Origin of the sequence: Lampropedia cohaerens (genome assembly GCF_001005215.1) — a bacterium.
GTDB lineage: Bacteria > Pseudomonadota > Gammaproteobacteria > Burkholderiales > Burkholderiaceae_C > Lampropedia > Lampropedia cohaerens.
On record NZ_LBNQ01000009.1, the window covers coordinates 195,149 to 216,332 of the forward strand.

A 21,184-nucleotide genomic window follows, 5' to 3' on the forward strand; every position below is an offset into this window, starting at 1 on the left:
CAGTCAGGTGGCGCCGGCATCGGGCTTGCCAAGGCAGGCCCTGGGCCCGGCAGGATGCGCAGGCGCCCGCGCAATCAGGACAGACCCAGACGCTTGCGACCCTTGGCGCGGCGCGCGTTGATCACGGCGCGGCCGCCGCGGGTCTTCATGCGAACGAGAAAGCCGTGGGTGCGGGCACGACGGATTTTGGAGGGTTGGTATGTACGTTTCATGAAACTCACCTTTGGTCAAATGCAAATGCCAAGTTTGCACAAACCCCCTGCAGGCCGCAGATCCCGGCAAGCAAAAGGGCAACGCGCATCCCGAAAACCCAGTCAAATTCCGGGGCCGGGCCAAAGCAAACCGCAGATTATCGCACGCGCTTGCCGCTTGTGCCAAATTGGGGTGCTAAGGACATGCCAACGTGGCGCTGCGCGCCGTCCATTGTGATGCGTGGTGGTCCGCTGCGGCGGTGCGTCGCGTCCCCGTCTGGGCTGTGGATAACTTGGGTGAGCGAGTGGCCCGCGCCTATAATCGAGCCCTTTTTCTCCCTTTGCGCGCCAATCAGCCCAGCTGGTCGCTCGGCTTGGCCAGAGCTGGTCGGTTTGGCTTGATGGGCCAGCGCGGCACAGCGGTGCAGCCTTGGTCGCTGCCGGCCCTGGCCATAGTCATTTGCCGCAAGGGGGAGGCGCTTTAAGCGCGTGGCGGGCGCCAATAGTAGTCTGATTGCGGATGGGAATGGAACAAGATTTTGCAGCGGCCGTGCCGCATGGCACGGAAGATGGTATCTGGCAGCTTTGTCTGGATCGGCTGGCCCTGGAAGTGCCGCCCCAGCAGTTCGGCACGTGGCTCAAGCCGCTGCAGGCACAGTACGCATCGTCCGATGGGTGCCTGCGGTTGCTGGCACCCAACCGGATTGCGCTGGACTACATCCGGGGTCGCTATCTTGAGCGCATCGGTGCGCTGTTGCGAGAGCTCAGCGGCCAGCAGTCCCTGCGCATCGAGCTGGGCGTGGCGCGCCGGGCGACTGGCGCAGGGGGTGTCGCGCAACGCGCAGCGCGCGTGGCGGCAGTGGCCGCCTCCACTACCACTTCGGCACAGGGGCTGGCCGCACAGTTCGGGACCCAGCTGCGGGCCCGTGAACAGGCCCAGGGGCATCTGAATCTGACCAGGCAACCGGTTGCGCCGCTGCATGCTGCGGCGCAGGCGACCTATGACGACGCCAACGGCTATGGCATGCAGGCTGGGCTGGATCTGCCGGCCCCGCCTGCTGATGCGCAGGATGAGGCGACGGCAGCCGGACCAGCGTCAGCGCCGCCGTCGCGGCTGAATCCGCAGCTGACCTTCGAGACCCTGATTGAGGGCTCGGCCAACCGCATGGCGCGGGCAGCGGCGCTGCATGTGGCGCATGCGCCCGGCCAGCTCTACAACCCGCTGTTCATCTATGGCGGCGTCGGCTTGGGCAAGACCCACCTGATGCATGCGGTGGGCAACCAGACGCTGGCCGACAAGCCGGATGCGAAGGTGCTCTACATCCATGCCGAGCAGTTCGTTACCGACGTGGTCAAGTCCTACCAGCGCAAGACGTTCGATGCGCTCAAGCAACGCTATCACTCGCTGGATATCCTGCTGATCGACGATGTGCAATTCATCGCAGGCAAGGAGCGCACGCAGGAGGAGTTCTTCAATGCGTTTGAGGCGCTGCTGTCGAAGAAGTCGCACATCGTCATGACCAGCGATACCTATCCCAAGGGATTGACGGACATTCATGAGCGGCTGGTTTCGCGCTTTGACGCCGGGCTGACGGTGGCCATCGAGCCGCCCGAGTTGGAGATGCGCGTGGCGATCCTGATCAACAAGGCCAAGGCCGAGGGCATTGCGCTGTCGGAGGATGTGGCCTTCTTCATCGCCAAGAACGTGCGCTCGAACGTGCGCGAGCTCGAAGGCGCGCTGCGCAAGGTGCTGGCCTATGCACGCTTTAATGGCAAGGACATCTCCATTCCCGTAGCGCGCGAGGCGCTGCGCGACCTGCTGTCGATCCAGAACCGCCAGATCAGCATCGAGAACATCCAGAAGACGGTGGCCGACTTCTACAAGATCAAGGTGGCCGACATGTACAGCAAGAAGCGCCCGGCCAGCATTGCGCGCCCGCGCCAGATTGCCATGTACCTGGCCAAGGAGCTGACCCAAAAGAGCCTGCCCGAGATTGGCGAGATGTTCGGCGGGCGTGACCACACCACGGTGCTGCACGCGGTGCGCAAGATCGGCCAGGAGCGCCAGCAGCAAATCGAGCTGAACCAGCAGCTGCACGTGCTGGAGCAGACCCTCAAGCGTTGATGCCGTTGCCGAGATGCGGGCTTTTCTCAACAAAAACACGGGCTTGCCCGCGTTCTGTGGCCAACTGCCAAGTGGCTGATTTTTCGTAGAAAATAGGGTCTTTGCCCGTTTGTGGCAGAGAGTGGTCAGGCACCAGTGCTGCCGGTTTCCCACCCGCAACCCGAACCCGATACATGGAGTGACAAGGTGATTGTTTTCAAAGCCCCCCAGGACACGGTCCTTTCGGTTCTGCAATCCATCGCGGGCATCGTCGAGCGCAGGCACACGCTGCCGATTCTGGCCAACGTGCTGCTGCGCAAGACCGGCAATACCCTGCAGCTGACCACCAGCGATCTGGAAGTGCAGATTCGCACCAGTGCCGATCTCGGTGGGGATGCCGCAGCGGACTTTGCCACCACCATCGGCGCGCGCAAGCTCATCGAAATCCTGCGCACCTTCCAGCCGGATCAGACTGTTACGCTGGAGTCCTCGCAGGACCGCTTTGTCCTCAAGGGCGGCAAGAGCCGCTTTACCCTGCAGTCGCTGCCGGCAGCGGACTTCCCGCTGGTGCAGGAGTCGCCCAACTACGGACCGGCGTTCTCGATTCCGCAGGCGGTGTTCAAGCACCTGCTCGGGCAAGTGGCCTTTGCGATGGCGGTGCAGGATATCCGCTACTACCTCAACGGCATCCTGTTCGTCGCCGAAGGGCGCACGCTGAGCTTGGTGGCGACCGACGGGCACCGGCTGGCGTTTGCCAGCGCGACGCTGGACGCGGACGTGCCCAAGCAGGAAGTGATCCTGCCGCGCAAGACGGTTGTCGAGCTGCAGCGCCTGCTGCGCAACGTGCCCGAACCCAAGGACACGCGGCAGAGCGACACCGCCGAGCCTGCTGAGGCACCGGCCATGATCCAGTTCCAGTTTGCCAACAACCAGGCCAAGCTGAGCTTCAATGGGCTCGAATTCGTCACCAAGCTGGTCGAGGGCAAGTTCCCGGACTACAACCGGGTCATCCCCGTGGGCTATACCAACAGCGTCACGCTGGGCCGCCAGGCCCTGCAGGCCAGCCTGCAGCGCATGACTATCATGACCAGCGACAAGTTCAAGGGCGTGCGCCTGAACTTCGAACCAGGCGTGCTGCGCATCAGCTCCGCCAACGCCGAGCAGGAGGAGGCGCAGGACGAGCTGGAAATCGACTATGGCGGCCCAAAGGTCGAGTCCGGCTTCAACGTCAGCTATCTGCTCGACGTGCTGGGCAACATCTCGCAGGACATGGTCAACTTTGCCTTCGAAGATGGCAGCAGCTCGGCACTGATCAGCATCCCGGGAGATGCCAACTTCAAGTACGTGGTGATGCCCATGCGCATTTGATTGATGGCAGAGATAGGTGGTAAATGCTTGTTTTTCAAGGATTCGCCACCATGTCTACAGATAGAGATATCCATAAATAGAGTTCACCGCACGGCTGCACAGGGTTCCGGTGCAGCAGGTGTTTGGGGTCAGACCAAGAAGTCGCTGGATTTTGCGCGCTGGCCTTGCAGTAGAAAGCCGATATGACCGATTCCACCCGCCCCGATTCCGCAGCAACCCCTGAAGGCGTGGCCACGCCAGCGGCGTCCGCGGATTACGGGGCCGGCGCCATCCAGATCCTCGAGGGGCTGGAAGCGGTGCGCAAGCGCCCGGGCATGTACATCGGTGACACTTCCGATGGCACGGGGCTGCACCACCTGGTGTTCGAGGTCGTCGACAATGCCATCGACGAGGCGCTGGCGGGTTTCTGTGACGACATCCAGATCACCATTCACGGTGACGGCTCGCTGTCCGTGCAGGACAACGGTCGAGGCATTCCGACCGCGGTGAAGATGGACGACAAGCATGAGCCCAAGCGCTCGGCTACCGAAATCGCCTTGACCGAGCTGCACGCCGGTGGCAAGTTCAACCAGAACAGCTACAAGGTCTCCGGCGGTCTGCACGGCGTGGGGGTTTCCTGCGTGAACGCGCTGTCATCGTCGCTGACGGTCACAGTCTGGCGCGATGGCAAGGAGCACCGCCTCGATTTCTCGCGCGGCAAGCTGGTCGATCGCGTGATCGAGGTGGTTGACGGGGTGGAAGTCTCGCCGATGCGCGTCGTCGGCGAGTCCGACCTGCGCGGCACGCGCGTGCACTTTCTGCCGGATACGGAGATCTTTCAGCAGAACAACGAATTCCAGTACGAAGTTCTCGCCAAGCGGCTGCGTGAGCTGAGCTTTCTCAACAATGGCGTGCGCATCCGCCTGCTGGATGAGCGTACCGGGCAAGAGGACGACTTCGCCGGAAGTGGTGGCGTCAAGGGATTCGTTGAGTTCATCAGCAAGGGCAAGCAGGTCCTGCATCCGACCACGTTCTACGCTGCCGGCAGCCGTCCCGCCGACAGCTATGGTGGCATTCCCGGCACGGAAATCGCCGTGGAAGTGGCGATGCAGTGGACCAGCAGCTATACCGAGACGGTGCTGTGCTTTACCAACAACATTCCGCAGCGCGATGGTGGCACCCACCTGACGGGCCTGCGCGCGGCCATGACGCGGGTCATCAACAAGTACATCGAGGAAAACGGCCTGGCCAAGAAGGACAAGGTCGAGGTCACTGGCGAGGACATGCGCGAGGGACTCAACTGCGTACTCTCGGTGAAGGTGCCCGAGCCCAAGTTCAGCAGCCAGACCAAGGACAAGCTGGTCTCCAGCGAGGTGCGGGCACCGGTCGAGGACATCGTGGCCAAGGCGCTGACCGACTTCCTGCTGGAAAAGCCGAGCGATGCCAAGTTGATCTGCGGCAAGATCGTCGAGGCTGCCAAGGCGCGCGAAGCGGCGCGCAAGGCGCGCGAGATGACGCGCCGCAAGGGCGTGCTCGACGGGATGGGGCTGCCCGGCAAGCTGGCCGACTGCCAGGAGAAGGACCCGGCGTTGTGCGAAATCTACATCGTCGAGGGCGACTCGGCCGGTGGCTCGGCCAAGCAGGGGCGTGACCGCAAGTTCCAGGCCATCCTGCCGCTGCGCGGCAAGATTCTCAACGTGGAAAAGGCGCGCTACGAGAAGCTGCTGTCCAGCAACGAAATCCTCACGCTGATCACGGCGCTGGGCACCGGCATTGGCCGCAGCGGCGGCAGCGAAGACGGCAAGACCAGCGGCGCCGACGATTTCGACGTCAGCAAGCTGCGCTACCACCGCATCATCATCATGACCGATGCCGACGTGGACGGTGCGCACATCCGCACGCTGCTGTTGACCTTTTTCTACCGGCAAATGCCCGAGCTGGTCGAGCGCGGCCACATCTACATCGCCCAGCCGCCGCTGTACAAGGTTAAGGCCGGCAAGGAGGAGCTCTACCTCAAGGATGCGCCGGCGCTCGACGAGTTTCTCACCCGCATTGCCTTGCGCGATGCGTGCGTTTACCCGCGCGAAGGCGCCGAGCCGATCACCGGCGAGGCATTAGAGAGCCTGGCGAAGACCTACCAGAAAGCGCAGGCCACTATCACGCGCCTGTCGGCCTACATGGACCATGAGGCGCTGCAGGCCGTGGCCAACGGCGTGCACCTGTATGCTGACTCGCTGCAGGACATGCAGCGCAGTGCTGCTGAACTGCAGCAGTATCTCAACAGCCGCACCCGCGTCACCGAGGAGGCAACGGTCGAGGCGGTCGTGGACCCCCGCACCGACAAGCCGGTGCTGCGCATCAGCCGCTACCACCACGGCAACGTCCGAAGCAGCCTGATTCCGCAGGATTTCGTCAAGAGTGCCGACTACCAGACGCTATCGGCAGCCGCGCAGGCCTTCAACGGCATGATGGGAGAAGGGGCCATGGTGCAGCGCGGCGAAGGCGAGCGGATGAAGGAGCAGCCGGTCAAGTCGTTCCACGAGGCGATGCAATGGCTGCTGTCCGAAGCCGAGCGCACCACCAGCCGCCAGCGCTACAAGGGGCTGGGCGAGATGAACGCCGAGCAGCTGTGGGAGACCACCATGGATCCAGCCGTGCGCCGCCTGCTGCGCGTGCAGATTCAGGACGCGATTGCCGCCGACCAGGTGTTCACCATGCTGATGGGCGACGAGGTCGAGCCGCGCCGTGACTTCATCGAGACCAATGCCCTGCGTGCAGCGAACATCGACGTGTGAAGTCCGGCCTCGCTGTCCCTGATAGATTCCCGACAGGCTCTCAGGCGGCGTGGCGTCTGTCGTAATCACGCTGGGCCTGTAGCACCTTCTCGATATGGGCCTCTGCCCATGCGGCCAGCGGCTCGATCAGCGCCGAGAGCGCAGAGCCTAGCTCTGTCAGCGCATATTCCACAGTCACTGGCACGGTCGCAAATGCCGTGCGGCTGACCAGCCCGTCGCGCTCGAGCTTCTGCAAGGTCTGGCTCAGGGACTTGGGGGATACCCCTTCTATGTCGCGGCGCAGCTGATTAAAGCGCTGCGGCCCTTGCGTGAGCCGCCGCACGATCAGCAGCGCCCACTTGTCTGCCAGGCGGTCGAACACCATTCGCGCCGGGCAATCCTTCCTGTATACGTTGTACGGTGCGGCAACTTCGGCCCCCGTGGTTTGCGTCTGCATGCCATTCTCCAGTAGCCAGTTGCCACATGGTAACTTCTTGTGGTGTTGATATCAAATATATACCATCGGCTGCCTGCGTGTGCATGCGCGCATTTCCATGACTTTCAGGAGTGACTGATGACGAATGCAGTGATTGTTCATTTTTCAGGCGATGGCCACACCAAGCGCATCGCCGAGGTGGCCGCTCAGGCTTCCGGAGCCGCGTTGATTGAGATCGACAGCGAGGGCAATCTGCCCGAGCCCGCATGGGCCCAGCTTGATGAGGCCAGGGCCATCCTCTTTGGCACACCGACCTACATGGGCAACGTGCCCTGGCAATTCAAGAAGTTTGCCGACGCAACGTCGAAGAAGTGGGGCACGCGCGCCTGGAGTGACAAGGTGTTCGGTGGCATCGTCAACAGCGCTAGTCTCAACGGCGACAAGCACGTGTCCATGATTTACCTGCAGACACTGGCGTCCCAGCACGGAGGGGTCTGGGTCAGCCTGGGCCTGCTGCCTGCCAACACGCAGGCGGCCACCCGCAACGATGTCAACAACCTCGGCGGCTCGGTGGGGGCGCTGGTGCAGTCGCCATCGGATGCCGGGGCAGAAGCCATCCCCGAGGGCGATCTGGAGACGGTGCGCCAGTACGCCAAGCGCGTGGTCGATGTTGCCAGCCGCCTGCATGGCTGAGCGCGACATTCCTGCCGCAGCCGCCGTGGCCGCCTTGGCGGTGCCCCGCGGCAGGGGGGGCTCCCATGCTGCCATTGCGAGACATAGATGGTTAAGATCCTGCACTACGTGTTTGATCCGCTGTGCGGCTGGTGCTATGGTGCCAGCCCAGGGCTGAATGCGCTGGCCGGGGTTCCGGACGTTCGTGTTCGACTGTTGCCCAGCGGCCTGTTTGCTGGCAGCGGCGCGCGCGCCATGGACGATGCGTTTGCGGCCTATGCCTGGAGCAACGACCAGCGGATCGCGCGCTTGAGCGGTCAGCGCTTTACCGAGCGTTACCGTACGCAGGTGTTGGGCAACCATGCCCAGCGCTTCGACAGTGGCTTGGCCACGCTGGCACTCACGGCCGTCGCCCTGGCTGCGCCACAGCGTGAGCTGGAGGCGCTGGGCGCTATCCAGCTGGCGCGTTACGTCGATGGGCAGGATGTGACGCAGGTGCAGACGCTGCAAGCCCTGCTGCGCAGCCTGGATCTGGCCGAGGCGGCCGAGCGACTGCGTCAGCCCGATGCTGAACTGGAGGCCGCCAATCGCACGCGTGTGGAGTCGGCGCAGGCACTGCTGCGCAGATTCGGCGCGCAGGGGGTGCCAACGCTCGTGCTGGAGCATGCCGGGGGGCAGACCTTGCTGCCAAGCGGGGCGCTTTTCACAGATCCCTATGCGCTTGCAAACCAATTGGGACAGGCGTAATGCACACCTGCACCTTGCCTGCGCGTGGGCGTGACATGCCGCCGCGCGGAGACAGGCGCTGGTTCTCGCAGTCGAGCGCGCCGCAAGGCTGAAGATGGCGCGCTAACCTTAGCGCCCGCTCGATCGGCCCGATTCCCCTGTTGCGCGTGAGCACATGGATTGCGCAGTACAGCTTCTGCGCAGATCCGATGGATCTGGCCGTGATGCCGCAGCGCGTCAGCGATGCAGTTCCTGCACTACACGGCGCACGCCATCCTGCCACGCGGGCAGCAGCAGTCCGAAGGTCTGCTGAAACAGCGTGGTATCCAGCCGACTGTTGTGCGGTCGCGTCGCCGGTGTCGGGTATTCGCTGGAGGCAATGGGCGTGAGCTGCGCATCCAGGCCCTGAGCGCCGAGGGCCCTGGCTGATTCCAGCACATACTGCGCAAAGTCAAACCAGCTGGCCTCACCGGCTGCCGTGACGTGGTAGATGCCCGAGAAGGCCGGGCTTCCGGGGATGGCCTGGCGCAGCGCCTGTGCAGTGGCATCGGCAAGCAGCTCGGCCCCGGTGGGCGCGCCTATCTGATCGGCAACGATGCGCAGCTGCTCACGCTCGCCAGCCAGCCGCAGCATGGTCTTGAGAAAGTTCTGGCCGTGTGCGCCATAGACCCAGCTGGTGCGCAGAATCAGGTGGCGTGCGCCGCTTTCGGTAATGTGCTTTTCTCCCTCCAGCTTGCTCTGGCCGTAGACCGAAAGGGGTGCGGTGGGCGCGTCCTCGCGCCATGGCTCCTCGCCGCTGCCATCGAACACGTAATCCGTCGAGTAGTGCACCAGCCAGGCATCCAGTCGGGCGGCTTCCTCGGCCAGTACCTGCGGAGCGGCTGCATTGATGGCAAAGGCCTGTTCCGGCTCGGACTCCGCCCTGTCCACCGCGGTGTAGGCGGCCGCGTTGACGATGGCATCAGGGGCAACGGCGCGGATGGTTTCGCGCAGTCTTTCAGGCTGTGTCAGGTCGCCACACAGCGCGCCACCGTCGCGTTCTGGCGCAATGACCTCGCCGAGGACGGCTAGGCTGCGCTGCAGCTCCCAGCCGACCTGTCCGTTCTTGCCCAGCAGCAAAATTTTCATTGCAGATCTCCCCGTGTGCCTCCACGGCGTCACCGGTGCGCCGCGGGCTGAATGGAGCGATGGTAAACAGGTTCTGAGGATTTACGGCGCATACTGCCTGCGCAGCCAGTCGCGGTAGGCACCGGTGCGCACGCTCTCTACCCAGGCGGCATTGTCCAGATACCACTGGACGGTTTTGCGGATGCCGGAATCGAAGGTTTCGGCCGGTTGCCAGCCGAGCTCCCGCTGGATCTTGCTCGCATCGATGGCGTAGCGGCGGTCGTGGCCCGGGCGGTCGGCCACGAAGCGGATCTGCTCGGCATAGCTTTGGCCGTCGTGGCGTGGACGTAGCGCATCCAGCAGGGCGCAGATGTGGCGCACGATGGCGAGGTTGGTCATCTCGTTGTGGCCGCCGATGTTGTAGGTTTCGCCGGGGGTGCCGGCTTCCAGCACGCGGCGGATGCCGCTGCAGTGGTCCCTGACGTACAGCCAGTCGCGGATCTGCAGGCCATCGCCGTAGATCGGCAGCGGCTTGCCCTCCAGTGCGTTGAGGATGACCAGCGGGATGAGCTTTTCCGGAAAGTGCAGCGGGCCGTAGTTGTTGCTGCAGTTGGTGGTCAGCACCGGCAGACCGTAGGTGTGAAACCACGCCCGTACCAGGTGGTCACTGGCGGCCTTGGTGGCGCTGTAGGGGCTGTTGGGCTGGTAGGGATGCTGCTCCGTGAATGCAGGCGCCTGCGGCGCCAGTGAGCCGTAGACCTCGTCCGTAGAGACGTGCAGGAAGCGAAAGGCTGCCTGAGCCGCCGCATCCAGCCCGCTCCAGTAGGCACGCGCGGCTTCCAGCAGCCGGAAGGTGCCGACCACGTTGGTGTGCAGAAAGTCGCCGGGGCCGTCGATGGAGCGATCCACATGGCTTTCGGCTGCAAAGTGCACGATCGCACGCGGGCGGTGCCGCGCCAACAGCTGCGTCACCAGTGCCGTATCGGCAATGTCGCCGCGCACGAACGTGTGCCGAGCGTCGCCGTCGAGGCTGGCCAGATTCTGCAGATTGCCGGCGTAGGTGAGCTTGTCCAGTGTGACGATAGGCTCGTCGCGCTGGGCAAGCCAGTCGAGCACGAAGTTGGCGCCAATGAAGCCGGCGCCGCCGGTGACGAGGATCATGTCTGTACGGCCGGATCCAGGGGAATCAGTAGACCTCGGCTTCAGGGTTGGTCTGCTCCAGCTCGTAGGCGGCGGCCAGCATGGCCAGGCGACCGATGACACCGTACATGTAGAAGCGGTTGGGCAGCGCCTCGCCCGGATGGCCCTGCGCGTCGACGATGTGCTCGGGCTCGAAAGCCAGAGGCAGGAACGTGGCACCGGGCGCGTTGAGATTCTCGTCGGCGCCCTTGCTGGCGTGGGTGCGGTAGAAACCCCCGACGACGTAGCGGTCCATCATGTAGACCACCGGCTCGGCGGTGGCCCCTTCGATGGACTCGATGGTGGGCACGCCTTCCTGCAGGATGAGGTCGCTGACCTGCTGGCCATCCTTGATGACCGACATCTTGTTCTTGGTGCGGCGGTTGACGCTGGCCAGCTCGGCGGCATCCTGCACCATCATCACGCCCATGCCGTAGGTGCCGTTGTCGGCCTTGACGACGACGTAGGGCTTGTCGGTGATGCCGTATTCCTTGTACTTGCGGCGCACCTTGCCCAGCAGCGCGTGCACGGCATCCTGCAGCGCTTCGAGCCCCTGGCTTTCGGCGAAGTTGATGCCGCGAACGCCGCTGAACAGCGGGTTGATCAGCCAGGGATCGATGCCAAGCATCTTGCCGAAGCGCTTGGCCACTTCCTCATAGGCCTTGAAGTGGTTGGTCTTGCGGCGCACGCTCCAGCCTGCGTGCAGCGGCGGCAGCAGAAACTGCTCGTGGATATCCTCCAGGATACCTGGCGCGCCGGCTGACAGGTCGTTGTTGAGCAAGATGGTGCAGGGGTCGAAATGGTCGACCTCCAGCCGGTACTTGCTGCGGTTGACGGGCTCAAGCAGCAGTTCCTCCCCATTGGCCAGCTTGATCGTGGTGTTCTCGGTGATCTCCGGGCTGATGGAGCCAATGCGCACGTTCAGGCCGGCAGCGCGGAAGATGCGGCGCAGTTGCGCCACGTTGGCCAGATAGTGTGGATTGCGCGTGTGGTTCTCGGGAATCAGCAGCAGGTTGCGTGCTTCGGGGCAGATCTTTTCGATTGCGGCCATGGCCGCCTGCACGGCCAGCGGCACCATCTCGGGCGTGAGATTGTTCCAGCCGCCCGGAAACAGGTTGGTGTCGACCGGTGCGACCTTGAAGCCGGCGTTGCGCACGTCGACCGAGCTGTAGAACGGCGGGGTGTGCTCCATCCACTCCAGGCGGAACCAGCGTTCGACCGCCGGCATGGATTCGAGAATGCGTTGCTCAAGCTCGCTGATGGGGCCGGTCAGGGCAGTGACGAGGTGGGGGACCATAGATGTCCTGTATGACAAAAAACGAGACGATTGTAGAAGAGGCGTGTGACCGGGCGCGATTGTGGCACCCGACTCAGGCGAGGGAATGGCAACTGCGGCACCCGCTAGCGGCGTGACGCGCCAGTGCAGGCCATGCAGGCGCGTGCAGGATGGCCGAGGTGGGTGTGTCGTCAGCGGCGGGCGACCGTGCGACACAGCTGCATCAGCAGCCGTTGCAACGCGCCCTGAGCATCTTGGGGCCATTGCGGATCTTTCAAGCCCTTGCAGATGCCATCGACCACATGGGCCGATTGCACCAGCCGGGCCAGCAGCGGCAGGCGTACCTGGGGCAGCACACGCTCAAGCAGCTTCTCCTTCGGCCCCCAGGCGCGTGCCTGGCGCAACGCCTGCGGCAATGGGGCGCCGGCATCGAGCGCCTGGCGCGCGCGGTAGAGGCTGAGGATGTCGCCGGCAATCACAGTGTGCAGACGCACGGCAGGCTCGCCTTCTGCCAGCAGGCCATCAAGAACGCGCTGGGCGCGCAGCAGCTGTCCGCTCAGTGCAGCCTCGGAGAGGTCGGCCATGCTGTAGCGTGCGACATTGCGCACACTGGCCTCGATCTGCGCCAGCGACAGCGGACCCGGTGGGTAGAGCAGGCCGAGCTTTTGCACCTCCTGGTGCGCGGCCATCAGGTTGCCCTCGACACAGTCGGTAAAGAATGCGAGTGCCTGCAGCCCTTCTTCGCCAGCCGCGACATGCTGGCCCTGGGCCTTGAGCCGCGTTGCCAGCCAGGCGGGCATGTCGCGCCGCGCCACGGGATCAATGCGCACGACCTCGCCTGCGCGCTCCATCGCGGCAAACCAGGAGGTCTGCTGCATGGTGCGGTCGGCGCGTGGCAGCACCACGATCAGCAAGGTCGCGTCGGCCTGCTTGCTGGCAGCGGCCTGTTCGGCCAGACGCTCCAGCACCTGCGCCCCTTCCTTGCCGGGCTTGCCGGTGGGCAGGCGGATCTCAACGATGCAGCGCTCGGCGAAAAGACTCTGGCTGGCACTGGCGGCCAGCACGGCGGACCAGTCGAACTGCGTGGCCGATGCGACAAAGGCACTGCGCTCGCTAAAGCCTTGCGCACGCGCGGCGGCGCGAATGGCATCCAGCGCTTCCTGCTCCAGCAGTGGCTCGTCGCCATGCAGCACGTACAGGGGAGCAAGCGGGTCTTGCAGGCGCGCTGGCAGTTGCAGGTTCGTCACGGCCATGCGGTTGCTCCCTCAGGCAGCGTTGGCCAAAGCGGCCAGCAGTTGTTGGTGGATGCCGCCAAAGCTGCCGTTGCTCATGCAGACGATGTGGTCACCGGGCCGCGCCTGGGCGACGATGGCGTGCACCAGGGTCGGCAGGTCGGCATAGGTGGTGGCCTTGGTCCCCAGCGGCGCCAGCGCGGCGGCGACATCCCAGCCCAGTTGCGGGTTGTAGGCGAACACCAGATCGGCAGCCTGCAGCGCCGCAGGCAACTGGGCGGCCATGGTGCCCAGCTTCATGGTGTTGCTGCGTGGCTCGAACACGGCCAGCACGCGCGCGCCGTCCGCAAGGCTGCGGCGCAGGCCCTCCAGTGTCGTGGCAATGGCCGTGGGGTGGTGGGCGAAGTCGTCGTAGACCCGCACGCCGGCGGCCTCGCCGCGCAGTTCCATGCGGCGGCGCACGTTGCGGAACTGGCTCAGCGCCTGTGCTGCTGCCGCCGGCGGCACGCCCACGTGCATTGCGGCGGCAATTGCGGCCAGTGCATTGAGGCGGTTGTGGTGGCCGCTGAGCGCCCACTTTACCTTGCCGACAGGCCGGTCATCGAGCAGTACGGAAAACTGCTGATCGCTGCCATCGGCGCGCAGGCGAGGCACCTGCGACAGCGCAGGTGCCGCAGGCGAAGTGCGGCCAAACCACGCCAGTTCACTCCACAGGCCTTGTGCCAGCACGTTGGGCAGATTGGCATCCTCGCCGTTGACGACGATGCGCCCGCTGGCCGGAACGGTGCGGATCAGATGGTGGAACTGGCGCGCGATAGCGGCAAGGTCGTCGAAGATGTCCGCATGGTCAAACTCCAGGTTATTGAGTACCAGGGTACGCGGGCGGTAGTGGACGAACTTGCTGCGCTTGTCGAAAAATGCGGTGTCGTACTCGTCGGCCTCGATCACGAACAGGTTGCGCGCTTGGCCCGGTACCTGCGCGCCCAGCCGCGCGGAGACGGAAAAGTTCTGTGGAATGCCACCGATCAGAAAACCCGGCTGCAGGCCGTTGGCTTCCAGGATCCAGGCCAGCATGGCGCTGGTGGTGGTTTTGCCGTGAGTGCCAGCAACAGCCAGCACATGGCGCCCGGACAGAACGTGTTCGGCCAGCCACTGCGGCCCACTGGTGTAGGGGGCTCCCGCGTCGAGAATGGCCTCCATCAGCGGATAGCGTGGCGTGCCGCCCTCCAGTCGGGCGCGGCTGACGACATTGCCGATGACGAACAGGTCAGGCCTGATGGCGAGCTGGTCGGCGCCGTAGCCTTCGATCAGTTCGATGCCCAAGGCGCGCAGCTGATCGCTCATGGGCGGGTAGACCTGTGCGTCGCAGCCCGTGACAGTGTGACCGCTGGCCTTGGCCAGCGCCGCCACGCCGGCCATGAAGGTGCCGCAGATGCCGAGGATGTGAATGTGCATGGCTGCTGAGAACGAGGCTTTGCGGAAAATCAGGCGAAGGCGGCGAGGTCCAACCCGTCCAGCGTGTAATTCTGCGGGCCACGCACGGCGACCTTGCGCGCTGCCACTGCGTTGCCCAGGCGCGCGCAGCGGGCAAGGCCCCAGCCGCGTTCCAGCCCGTAGAGCAGGGCGGCACGCCAGGCATCGCCACAGCCGGTCGGGTCCACCGCCTCGGCCACCGGCAGTGCATCAATATGCTGGCGGCTGCCATCTTCCCAGACGTCGCAGCCCTGCGCTGCCAGCGTGACAACCAGACCCTTGACGCGGCTGGCGATGGCATCGAACGACCAGCCGGTGCGCTCGCTGAGCATCTGGCCTTCATAGTCATTGACGGTGACCCAGCTGGCCTGATCGACGAACTGGCGCAGCTCCTGGCCGTCGAACATCGGCAGGCCCTGGCCGGGATCGAACACCCACGGAATGCCGGCCTGCGAGAGCTGCTGCGCATGCTGCAGCATGGCCTCGCGCCCGTCGGGCGAGATGATGGCCAGTGCCACGTCGGCGGTGTTGCTGGCGTCGATGCGCAACTGGTGCGCCTGCATCATCGCGCCGGGGTGGAAGGCGGTGATCTGGTTATTGTCGCGATCGGTCATGATCATGGCCTGCGCGGTGTAGCTGCCCTGCAGCTGCAGAATGTGGCGGCGGTCGATGCCCAGCGCGTCAAAGCGTGCGAGGTAGTCCGCACCGTCCTGACCTACGGCCGCCATGGGGCGTGGTTCACCACCCAGCAGCTTCAGGCCGTAGGCGATGTTGCCAGCGCAGCCGCCCCAGTCCCGCCGCAGCGTGTTGACGAGAAACGAGACGTTCAGGATGTGCAGCTGCTCGGGCAGGATCTGCTCGGCAAAGCTGCCTTCGAAGTTCATGATGGTGTCGAACGCAACGGAGCCACATACCAGTACGGCCATGGGTAAGTCCTTTCAGAAAGCGGGATTCGGATCAATGGGGCGAGTCTGTCGGATCCGGGTAGAAGATCGTCAACTGGTAGCCGGCAATGGCCTGCGGCTGGACGGTCACCTGCAGCGCCTGCCGGCCCTGCCATGCGGCGCCGGGCGCCAGCATTGCGGGTCCTTGCAGCTGCGTCACATCGAAGCTACGGCGCAGCAGGGTCTGCCCTTGCGCATCACGCAGGCTCAGCATCAGGCTGGGCGTTTGCAGCCACAGGTCACTGCGGTTGCGCACTGACCAGGAGAGGGTAAAGAGGCCCGGGCCTTCCACTTGGAAGGTCGAGCCGTCCAGCACAAGCTGGTCGAGCTGCTGCAGGGGCGTGATGCGGCACTGCAGCCGCTCGCACAGGGCCTGCATGCGGGCCTGCCAGGCCGGCGAGCGTGCAGCAATGCGGTCGCGCTGCTGCACGACAAGTTGCAGCGTCAGCAGGGCCAGCAACACGAAGGCGGCCAGCCACAGCACGGCACGCACGGCCGGTCGGCGCCAGAAGGCCTTGCGCTCGGCCTCGCGCACAAAGCGCAGCGCCTTTGCAGCGTCGGTGCCGGCATCATCAGGATCCTGCGGTGGCGCAGCCGTTGCGTCTTGCTGCGGCTGCGGCGCACTGCGAGGCGCTGCACGATCAGACCGGACGGCCGCTTTTTCGTCGTGCGCGCCAAGCGTGCTGGCAGCGGCGACCGGCGCAATACTGGCGGGTGCGGGAGCGCTGGCGCCGGCAGTGTCGGCACTGGCCTTGCGCAGCGTCACGCCGGTATCTGGTGCCGCCATGTGTAACGGCGCAGCGGCGCGATCCGGAGCATCGGGGGATGTCGGTGCGGTGGTGATGGGTGGTAAGGCCTGTGGGGGGGCGCTGGCGGCTGTCTGTGCCTCACGTGCGCGCTGGGCCTGCCAGCGCTGCAACTCCTGCTCGAAGGAGTCCGCAGCATCGGGGCTGGCGGAAGGCTCTGGCGCCACATCATCTGCGTCGGCCGCAGGTAATCTGCTTTCTGGCGCGGGGGAGGCGGTGGGGCTGAAGGTCTCGCTCAGCTCCTTGAGCCAACGCTCGGTAGGGCGCTCGGAAAGCGCATCGGCATGGTAGGCGCGCCAGTCGAGTGGACCGGCATCGGCGGGATGCTCGAATCCCGGTGCGGTTCGTGCCGGCGAGGGCGCCTGGGTCGCGCCAGCCTCCAGGTGGCTTTGTGCATCGAAAATGCTGTTGCAGCGGCCGCAGCGCACCCAGCCTTCGGAGACGCGCAGCTGCTCAGGCGTGACCTTGAACTTGGTCGCACACGTGGGGCAGCGGGTGATGGCGTTCATGCGAGGTCAGAGAGGGCGCGCAAAGCCATCTATTGTGCCCGAGACACGGGCGCGGTGACAGGCGTGCTGCCGCATCGCCAGCACGCCGACGCCCATGGGGCAAAAGCGCCCGAACGGGTTCAGGCCGCCTGCTGCGCTGCCGCAGCCTGCTTGCGTCCGGTCATCAGAATCCAGCCGTCTTCCTCGTCGCTGACTTCGAGCGCAATCCAGGGCGCGTAGGCGGCCTTGAGCTGTTCGGCCTGACGCGCCAGAATGCCGGCCAACACTAGATCGCCGCCGTCACCGACGTGGCGGCACAGCAGTGGTGCAAGTACCTGCAGCGGGTTGGCGAGGATGTTGGCCAGCACGATGTCGTAGTGCGGCGCAATGATGTCGGGCAGGCCGCTGCGCAGTGCCACGTTGTTGTTCTCGGCATTGTGTGCGGTCGCGGCGATGGCGGCCTCGTCGATGTCGACCGCATCAACCTGGCGCGCTGCGAACTTGGCAGCGGCGATGGCCAGAATGCCCGAGCCGCAACCGTAGTCGAGCACGGAACGGCCCGCGATGGCGCCATCGCTCTCGTGGCGCGTGGCCAGCCAGCGCAGGCACATGCGCGTGGTGGGATGGGTGCCGGTGCCAAAGGCCATGCCGGGATCCAGCGCGATGGACGTTTTCGCCGCTTGCGGCACTTCATGCCAGCTGGGTACGATCCAGAACTGTGGCGTGATTTCCACCGGCGAGAATTGCGATTGCGTCAGGCTCACCCAGTCCATGTCCGGCACTTCCTGCAAGGGCTGGAACTGGCAGTCGCTGCAGAAGTCCTGCACGGCCAGCAGCTGCTGGGCCTCCTGTGCCTTGGCGTGCTCCGGGAACAGGGCGCTGATGACGCTGCGTTGCCAGGCCAGACGCTCTGGCTCCAGACCCGGCTCGCCAAACAGGGCCTGTTCATGGGGCGTCTGGGCGTCGGCGTCCTCGACCGAGACGCTGACGGCATCCAGCGCCTCCAGCGCTTCGGTGACGATGTCCACGCGCTCCTGCGGACAGAGCAGGGTCAAGGCGTACATGGTGGTTTCCTTTGCGCGGATCTGCGCGAGGTGGCTGGAATCACTGATGGTCAGCGCGCTGACTCAGCCATTTTTCCAGATAGTGGATATTGGTGCCGCCAGCCACGAAGTTGGCGTCCACCAGCAGTTCGCGGTGCAGCGGGATGTTGGTCTTGATGCCTTCGACCACGGTCTCCAGCAGCGCGCTGCTCATGCGCTTGAGTGCTTCCCCGCGCGTGTTGGCATGCACGATGATCTTGCCGACCATCGAGTCGTAGTTGGGCGGCACCGTGTAGCCTGCATACATGTGCGAGTCCACCCGCACACCGGGCCCGCCCGGCGGATGCCAGGCCGTCAGCTTGCCCGGCGAAGGCGTGAACTTGTAGGGGTCCTCGGCATTGATGCGGCACTCGATGGCGTGGCCCCGCACCTCGATGTCACGCTGGGTAAAGGGCAGGGGCTCGCCGGCGGCCACGAGGATTTGCGTCTTGACGATGTCGATGCCGGTGACCATTTCCGTGACCGGGTGCTCGACCTGCACGCGCGTGTTCATCTCGATGAAGTAGAACTCGCCGTTCTCGTAGAGAAACTCGAACGTACCGGCGCCGCGGTAACCCAGCTTGCGGCAGGCGGCGGCGCAGCGTTCGCCGATCTTCTCGATGAGCTTGCGCGGAATGCCAAAGGCCGGCGCTTCCTCGATGACCTTCTGGTGGCGCCGCTGCATGGAGCAGTCACGCTCGCCCAGGTGCACGGCGTTCTTGAACGTGTCGGCCATGACCTGGATTTCGATATGGCGCGGATTCTCCAGGAACTTTTCCATGTAGACGGCCGGATTGCCAAAGGCCGCCTGTGCCTCGCTCTTGGTCATCTGCACGGCGCTGAGCAGCGCCCCTTCGGCATGCACGACGCGCATGCCGCGTCCGCCGCCGCCGCCAGCGGCCTTGATGATGACCGGGTAGCCGATGTCGCGTGCCAGGGCGCGCAGTTCGGCCGGATCGTCCGGCAGCTCACCCGCCGAGCCCGGCACGCAGGGCACGCCAGCCTTGAGCATGGCCTGCTTGGCCGAGACTTTGTCGCCCATGATGCGGATGGATTCGGCAGTCGGCCCGATGAAGGCAAAGCCGCTGCGCTCGACGCGTTCGGCAAAGTCCGCGTTCTCGCTCAGGAAGCCATATCCGGGGTGGATGGCCTGCGCACCGCTGACTTCGGCCGCCGAGATGATGGCGGGCATCTGCAGGTAGCTGCCGGCAGCCGGCGCTGGGCCGATGCAAATGGCCTCGTCGGCCAGCCGCACGTACATGGCGTCGCGGTCGGCCTCGGAATAGACCACGACGGACTTGATGTCCAGCTCGCGGCAGGCGCGCTGGATGCGCAGGGCGATTTCACCGCGATTGGCGATCAGGATTTTGTTGAACATGGATGGGCCTCGTCAGCCTCTCGGCGGGCGGTTGATCCTATGCCAGGGGTTGGCCGGCGGTTTACTCGATGATGAACAGCGGCTGGCCATACTCGACCGCCTGCCCATTCTCGACCAGCACCTGCTTGATGGTGCCAGAGCGGTCAGCCTCGATCTCGTTGAGAATCTTCATGGCCTCGATGATGCACACCGTCTGGCCTTCCTTGACCTGGGTGCCCACTTCGACGAACGGATCTGCAGAAGGGTTGGGCGAGCGGTAAAACGTCCCGACCATGGGGGCGGTAATGGCTGCGCCGGATGCCGCGGCCTGCGGCTCGGCCGCGGGGGCTGCGGCGCTGGCTGCCGGCGTGGGCTGCGGCAATGCCGCCACAGCGCTGGCCTGCGCGGGCGCATAGGCCTGCACCGGGCCGGCCTGGCCGCCCTTGACGATACGCACCTTGCCGTCGGACTCGGTGATTTCCAGCTCCGTCACGTTTGACTCAGACACCAGATCGATCAGGGTCTTCAGTTTCCTCAAGTCCATGGCTGCAAGGCTCCAGTTGTGGGTTTGATGCGGACGGTGCGATTCGAGATTTGCATTAAATCTCTATAACGTCCGCAAAAATTCATGCATTTTACGTCAAAAACGCTTAAATGCATCAAATTGATGTTTGGGAGGGTGGTGCGGAGTCCGTCCGCGCTCACCCGGAAGATGTTGCGCGACAGACTTGCGCAACTGGCCGGTACTTCACTGCCGTGAAGGCCAAAGGTCGGGCATTCTAAGCGCAACTCACGCCATTTGCAGCCAGGAATCCAAGTCCTGGGCATGGATTTGTCCGGATTTCGTGGCGCGAATCCGCCCTGATGCGTCGCTCATCAGCGTAAATGGCAGCCCTCCAGTGCTGCCTAGCGACTGCGCCAGCTGCACCCCCTGGGCGCCCGCGATGCCAACGGGAAACTGCAGGGAAAACCGCTTGACAAAGCGTGCGACATTCTCGGGCGTATCCACCGCCACGCCGACGACGCGCCACTGCGGCTGTGCCTGGTGAAAGGCGTTGAGCAGCGGCAGTTCCTGCACGCACGGCGCGCACCAGGTAGCCCAGAAGTTCACGATGATCGGATGCCCCAGCCATTGCCGCATGGCCATCGTCTGCCCATCAAGCTGGGGCAGGGCAATATTCCATAGCCTATCGTCCACCGCATCGCTGGGCGCAGTCTGGCGTCGCAGGTGCCAGGCGCCACCAGCTGCCGCAGCGACACCGGCTGCCAGCGCGGCGGCAAGCCATGTGCGACGCTTGACGGGGGGGGATGCTGGCGCGGGTGTGGGAGAGCTTGTCATGTTTCTGATTCTGCCATGCGTGCCCGCAGCGCCTGCAGCGTGCCGCGCGGGCTCTGTCCGTCGGCGTCGGGCTGCAGGGCGCCACGCAACGCGCTGCTTGGATTGTTCCACAAGCATACGGGCACCGGACTCTCCAACTGGGGCTCATGGGTGGCAACTTGCACCACCAGCACCTCGGTGGACAAGCCATGCAGACCGCGCTGCTCTTGCGTGTCAAAGCGCCATCGTCTGTCCAACAGCCACATGGGTAGCGCCTTGGCATCGTCGCAGAACAGCTGCAGATGGATCGCGCTGTGCCGTGTCGCGGTGCCGCTCCAGACCGTACCGCCAAGCAGCGGCTGGAAGCTGCTGAGCTGCTGCATCCAGTGCAGCGCCAGCGCGCGCAGTGCGGCAAGCGCCTGCGGTTGCTCCTGCGCACAGAAGATCTGGATGTATTCACGCACGGCCGCTTCCAGCGTGCGGTTGTCTGGCAGGGGCGTGCCGCGTGGGGCATTCAGCTGGCGCAAGGCGCGTTGCTTGGCTGCGCCCAGTTCCATGCCTTCCTCGACCACCAGGGCGGCGGCGACCTGCGCAAGTTCCAATGTGAGTGGATGCATCCGGCGAGTATGCCCTGCCCACCCAACACCAGCATGGTGTGCGGCCTTTGCACCG

Annotated in this window: 19 protein-coding genes; 5 read left to right on the forward strand and 14 right to left on the reverse strand. The window is 64.7% G+C overall.

Features of this window, described 5'->3' with window-relative positions; genetic code table 11:
• Positions 1-74: 74 nt before the first annotated feature.
• Positions 75-212 carry a 50S ribosomal protein L34 gene (gene rpmH, locus AAV94_RS01725; protein WP_046740565.1) on the reverse strand — a complete coding sequence of 46 codons (138 nt, stop codon included), beginning with the start codon at positions 210-212 and terminating at the stop codon, positions 75-77.
• Positions 213-717: 505 nt separating this feature from the next.
• Between rpmH and dnaA the strand changes: the two genes are divergently transcribed.
• The 3 genes from dnaA (at position 718) to gyrB (ending at position 6,437) form a co-directional block, all read left to right on the forward strand.
• A complete protein-coding gene (gene dnaA, locus AAV94_RS01730) occupies positions 718-2,316 on the forward strand; it encodes a chromosomal replication initiator protein DnaA (RefSeq protein WP_046740566.1) in 1,599 nt (532 codons plus the stop codon).
• A gap of 186 nt (positions 2,317-2,502) precedes the next feature.
• Entirely contained in the window at positions 2,503-3,663 is a 1,161-nt protein-coding gene (gene dnaN, locus AAV94_RS01735) for a DNA polymerase III subunit beta (protein WP_046740661.1), read from the forward strand.
• A 182-nt stretch (positions 3,664-3,845) separates the two neighbouring features.
• Complete coding sequence (gene gyrB / locus AAV94_RS01740; protein ID WP_046740567.1) at positions 3,846-6,437, forward strand: DNA topoisomerase (ATP-hydrolyzing) subunit B; 2,592 nt, start codon at positions 3,846-3,848, stop codon at positions 6,435-6,437.
• A 40-nt stretch (positions 6,438-6,477) separates the two neighbouring features.
• Here the strand turns inward: gyrB and AAV94_RS01745 are convergent, their stop codons facing one another.
• A complete protein-coding gene (locus AAV94_RS01745) occupies positions 6,478-6,873 on the reverse strand; it encodes a winged helix-turn-helix transcriptional regulator (RefSeq protein ID WP_046740568.1) in 396 nt (131 codons plus the stop codon).
• Positions 6,874-6,990: 117 nt separating this feature from the next.
• On the opposite strand from AAV94_RS01745, the gene AAV94_RS01750 reads away from it, so the two are divergent.
• Both AAV94_RS01750 and AAV94_RS01755 read left to right on the forward strand, forming a co-directional pair.
• Complete coding sequence (locus AAV94_RS01750) at positions 6,991-7,545, forward strand: flavodoxin family protein (protein WP_046740569.1); 555 nt, start codon at positions 6,991-6,993, stop codon at positions 7,543-7,545.
• 87 nt (positions 7,546-7,632) lie between these two features.
• A complete protein-coding gene (locus AAV94_RS01755; RefSeq protein WP_046740570.1) occupies positions 7,633-8,271 on the forward strand; it encodes a DsbA family protein in 639 nt (212 codons plus the stop codon).
• A 216-nt stretch (positions 8,272-8,487) separates the two neighbouring features.
• Here the strand turns inward: AAV94_RS01755 and rfbD are convergent, their stop codons facing one another.
• From rfbD to AAV94_RS01815, 12 genes are all read right to left on the reverse strand, one after another.
• A complete protein-coding gene (rfbD, locus tag AAV94_RS01760; protein ID WP_046740571.1) occupies positions 8,488-9,378 on the reverse strand; it encodes a dTDP-4-dehydrorhamnose reductase in 891 nt (296 codons plus the stop codon).
• 81 nt (positions 9,379-9,459) lie between these two features.
• The gene (gene rfbB, locus AAV94_RS01765) at positions 9,460-10,518 is read right to left on the reverse strand and encodes a dTDP-glucose 4,6-dehydratase (RefSeq protein ID WP_046740572.1); all 1,059 of its coding nucleotides are present in this window, start codon (positions 10,516-10,518) and stop codon (positions 9,460-9,462) included.
• Positions 10,519-10,543: 25 nt separating this feature from the next.
• Positions 10,544-11,833 carry a glutamate--cysteine ligase gene (gene gshA, locus AAV94_RS01770; protein ID WP_046740573.1) on the reverse strand — a complete coding sequence of 430 codons (1,290 nt, stop codon included), beginning with the start codon at positions 11,831-11,833 and terminating at the stop codon, positions 10,544-10,546.
• Positions 11,834-12,003: 170 nt separating this feature from the next.
• On the reverse strand, positions 12,004-13,065 hold the full coding sequence (holA, locus tag AAV94_RS01775; RefSeq protein WP_046740574.1) for a DNA polymerase III subunit delta: 1,062 nt from the start codon (positions 13,063-13,065) through the stop codon (positions 12,004-12,006).
• A gap of 12 nt (positions 13,066-13,077) precedes the next feature.
• Positions 13,078-14,499: a UDP-N-acetylmuramate:L-alanyl-gamma-D-glutamyl-meso-diaminopimelate ligase gene (mpl, locus tag AAV94_RS01780; protein WP_046740575.1), complete on the reverse strand. Its 1,422-nt coding sequence runs from the start codon at positions 14,497-14,499 to the stop codon at positions 13,078-13,080.
• Positions 14,500-14,528: 29 nt separating this feature from the next.
• The gene (locus AAV94_RS01785; RefSeq protein WP_046740576.1) at positions 14,529-15,443 is read right to left on the reverse strand and encodes a carbohydrate kinase family protein; all 915 of its coding nucleotides are present in this window, start codon (positions 15,441-15,443) and stop codon (positions 14,529-14,531) included.
• A gap of 31 nt (positions 15,444-15,474) precedes the next feature.
• Positions 15,475-16,776, reverse strand: coding sequence for a zinc-ribbon and DUF3426 domain-containing protein (locus tag AAV94_RS01790; RefSeq protein WP_046740577.1), 1,302 nt, complete (start codon positions 16,774-16,776; stop codon positions 15,475-15,477).
• A 119-nt stretch (positions 16,777-16,895) separates the two neighbouring features.
• A complete protein-coding gene (gene prmA, locus AAV94_RS01795; protein WP_046740578.1) occupies positions 16,896-17,819 on the reverse strand; it encodes a 50S ribosomal protein L11 methyltransferase in 924 nt (307 codons plus the stop codon).
• Positions 17,820-17,859: 40 nt separating this feature from the next.
• Positions 17,860-19,215 (reverse strand): acetyl-CoA carboxylase biotin carboxylase subunit, encoded by a 1,356-nt coding sequence (gene accC, locus AAV94_RS01800; protein WP_046740579.1) that lies wholly within the window; start codon positions 19,213-19,215, stop codon positions 17,860-17,862.
• A gap of 61 nt (positions 19,216-19,276) precedes the next feature.
• Positions 19,277-19,738 carry an acetyl-CoA carboxylase biotin carboxyl carrier protein gene (gene accB, locus AAV94_RS01805; protein WP_046740580.1) on the reverse strand — a complete coding sequence of 154 codons (462 nt, stop codon included), beginning with the start codon at positions 19,736-19,738 and terminating at the stop codon, positions 19,277-19,279.
• A gap of 246 nt (positions 19,739-19,984) precedes the next feature.
• Complete coding sequence (locus tag AAV94_RS14330) at positions 19,985-20,533, reverse strand: TlpA family protein disulfide reductase (protein ID WP_084824666.1); 549 nt, start codon at positions 20,531-20,533, stop codon at positions 19,985-19,987.
• Positions 20,530-21,129: a hypothetical protein gene (locus AAV94_RS01815; protein ID WP_046740581.1), complete on the reverse strand. Its 600-nt coding sequence runs from the start codon at positions 21,127-21,129 to the stop codon at positions 20,530-20,532. The genes AAV94_RS14330 and AAV94_RS01815 overlap by 4 nt, the downstream gene beginning before the upstream one ends.
• Positions 21,130-21,184 lie beyond the last annotated feature (55 nt).

Coding starts and splice junctions, on each gene's coding strand:
- holA (WP_046740574.1), bottom strand. CDS start 13,065: ATGGCCGTGACGAACCTGCAACTGCCAGCGCGCCTGCAAGACCCGCTT.
- rfbB (WP_046740572.1), bottom strand. CDS start 10,518: ATGATCCTCGTCACCGGCGGCGCCGGCTTCATTGGCGCCAACTTCGTG.
- AAV94_RS01790 (WP_046740577.1), bottom strand. CDS start 16,776: ATGAACGCCATCACCCGCTGCCCCACGTGTGCGACCAAGTTCAAGGTC.
- AAV94_RS01755 (WP_046740570.1), top strand. CDS start 7,633: ATGGTTAAGATCCTGCACTACGTGTTTGATCCGCTGTGCGGCTGGTGC.
- dnaA (WP_046740566.1), top strand. CDS start 718: ATGGAACAAGATTTTGCAGCGGCCGTGCCGCATGGCACGGAAGATGGT.
- gyrB (WP_046740567.1), top strand. CDS start 3,846: ATGACCGATTCCACCCGCCCCGATTCCGCAGCAACCCCTGAAGGCGTG.
- gshA (WP_046740573.1), bottom strand. CDS start 11,833: ATGGTCCCCCACCTCGTCACTGCCCTGACCGGCCCCATCAGCGAGCTT.
- rfbD (WP_046740571.1), bottom strand. CDS start 9,378: ATGAAAATTTTGCTGCTGGGCAAGAACGGACAGGTCGGCTGGGAGCTG.
- AAV94_RS14330 (WP_084824666.1), bottom strand. CDS start 20,533: ATGACAAGCTCTCCCACACCCGCGCCAGCATCCCCCCCCGTCAAGCGT.
- rpmH (WP_046740565.1), bottom strand. CDS start 212: ATGAAACGTACATACCAACCCTCCAAAATCCGTCGTGCCCGCACCCAC.
- accC (WP_046740579.1), bottom strand. CDS start 19,215: ATGTTCAACAAAATCCTGATCGCCAATCGCGGTGAAATCGCCCTGCGC.
- accB (WP_046740580.1), bottom strand. CDS start 19,738: ATGGACTTGAGGAAACTGAAGACCCTGATCGATCTGGTGTCTGAGTCA.
- AAV94_RS01785 (WP_046740576.1), bottom strand. CDS start 15,443: ATGGCCGTACTGGTATGTGGCTCCGTTGCGTTCGACACCATCATGAAC.
- prmA (WP_046740578.1), bottom strand. CDS start 17,819: ATGTACGCCTTGACCCTGCTCTGTCCGCAGGAGCGCGTGGACATCGTC.
- AAV94_RS01750 (WP_046740569.1), top strand. CDS start 6,991: ATGACGAATGCAGTGATTGTTCATTTTTCAGGCGATGGCCACACCAAG.
- AAV94_RS01745 (WP_046740568.1), bottom strand. CDS start 6,873: ATGCAGACGCAAACCACGGGGGCCGAAGTTGCCGCACCGTACAACGTA.
- AAV94_RS01815 (WP_046740581.1), bottom strand. CDS start 21,129: ATGCATCCACTCACATTGGAACTTGCGCAGGTCGCCGCCGCCCTGGTG.
- mpl (WP_046740575.1), bottom strand. CDS start 14,499: ATGCACATTCACATCCTCGGCATCTGCGGCACCTTCATGGCCGGCGTG.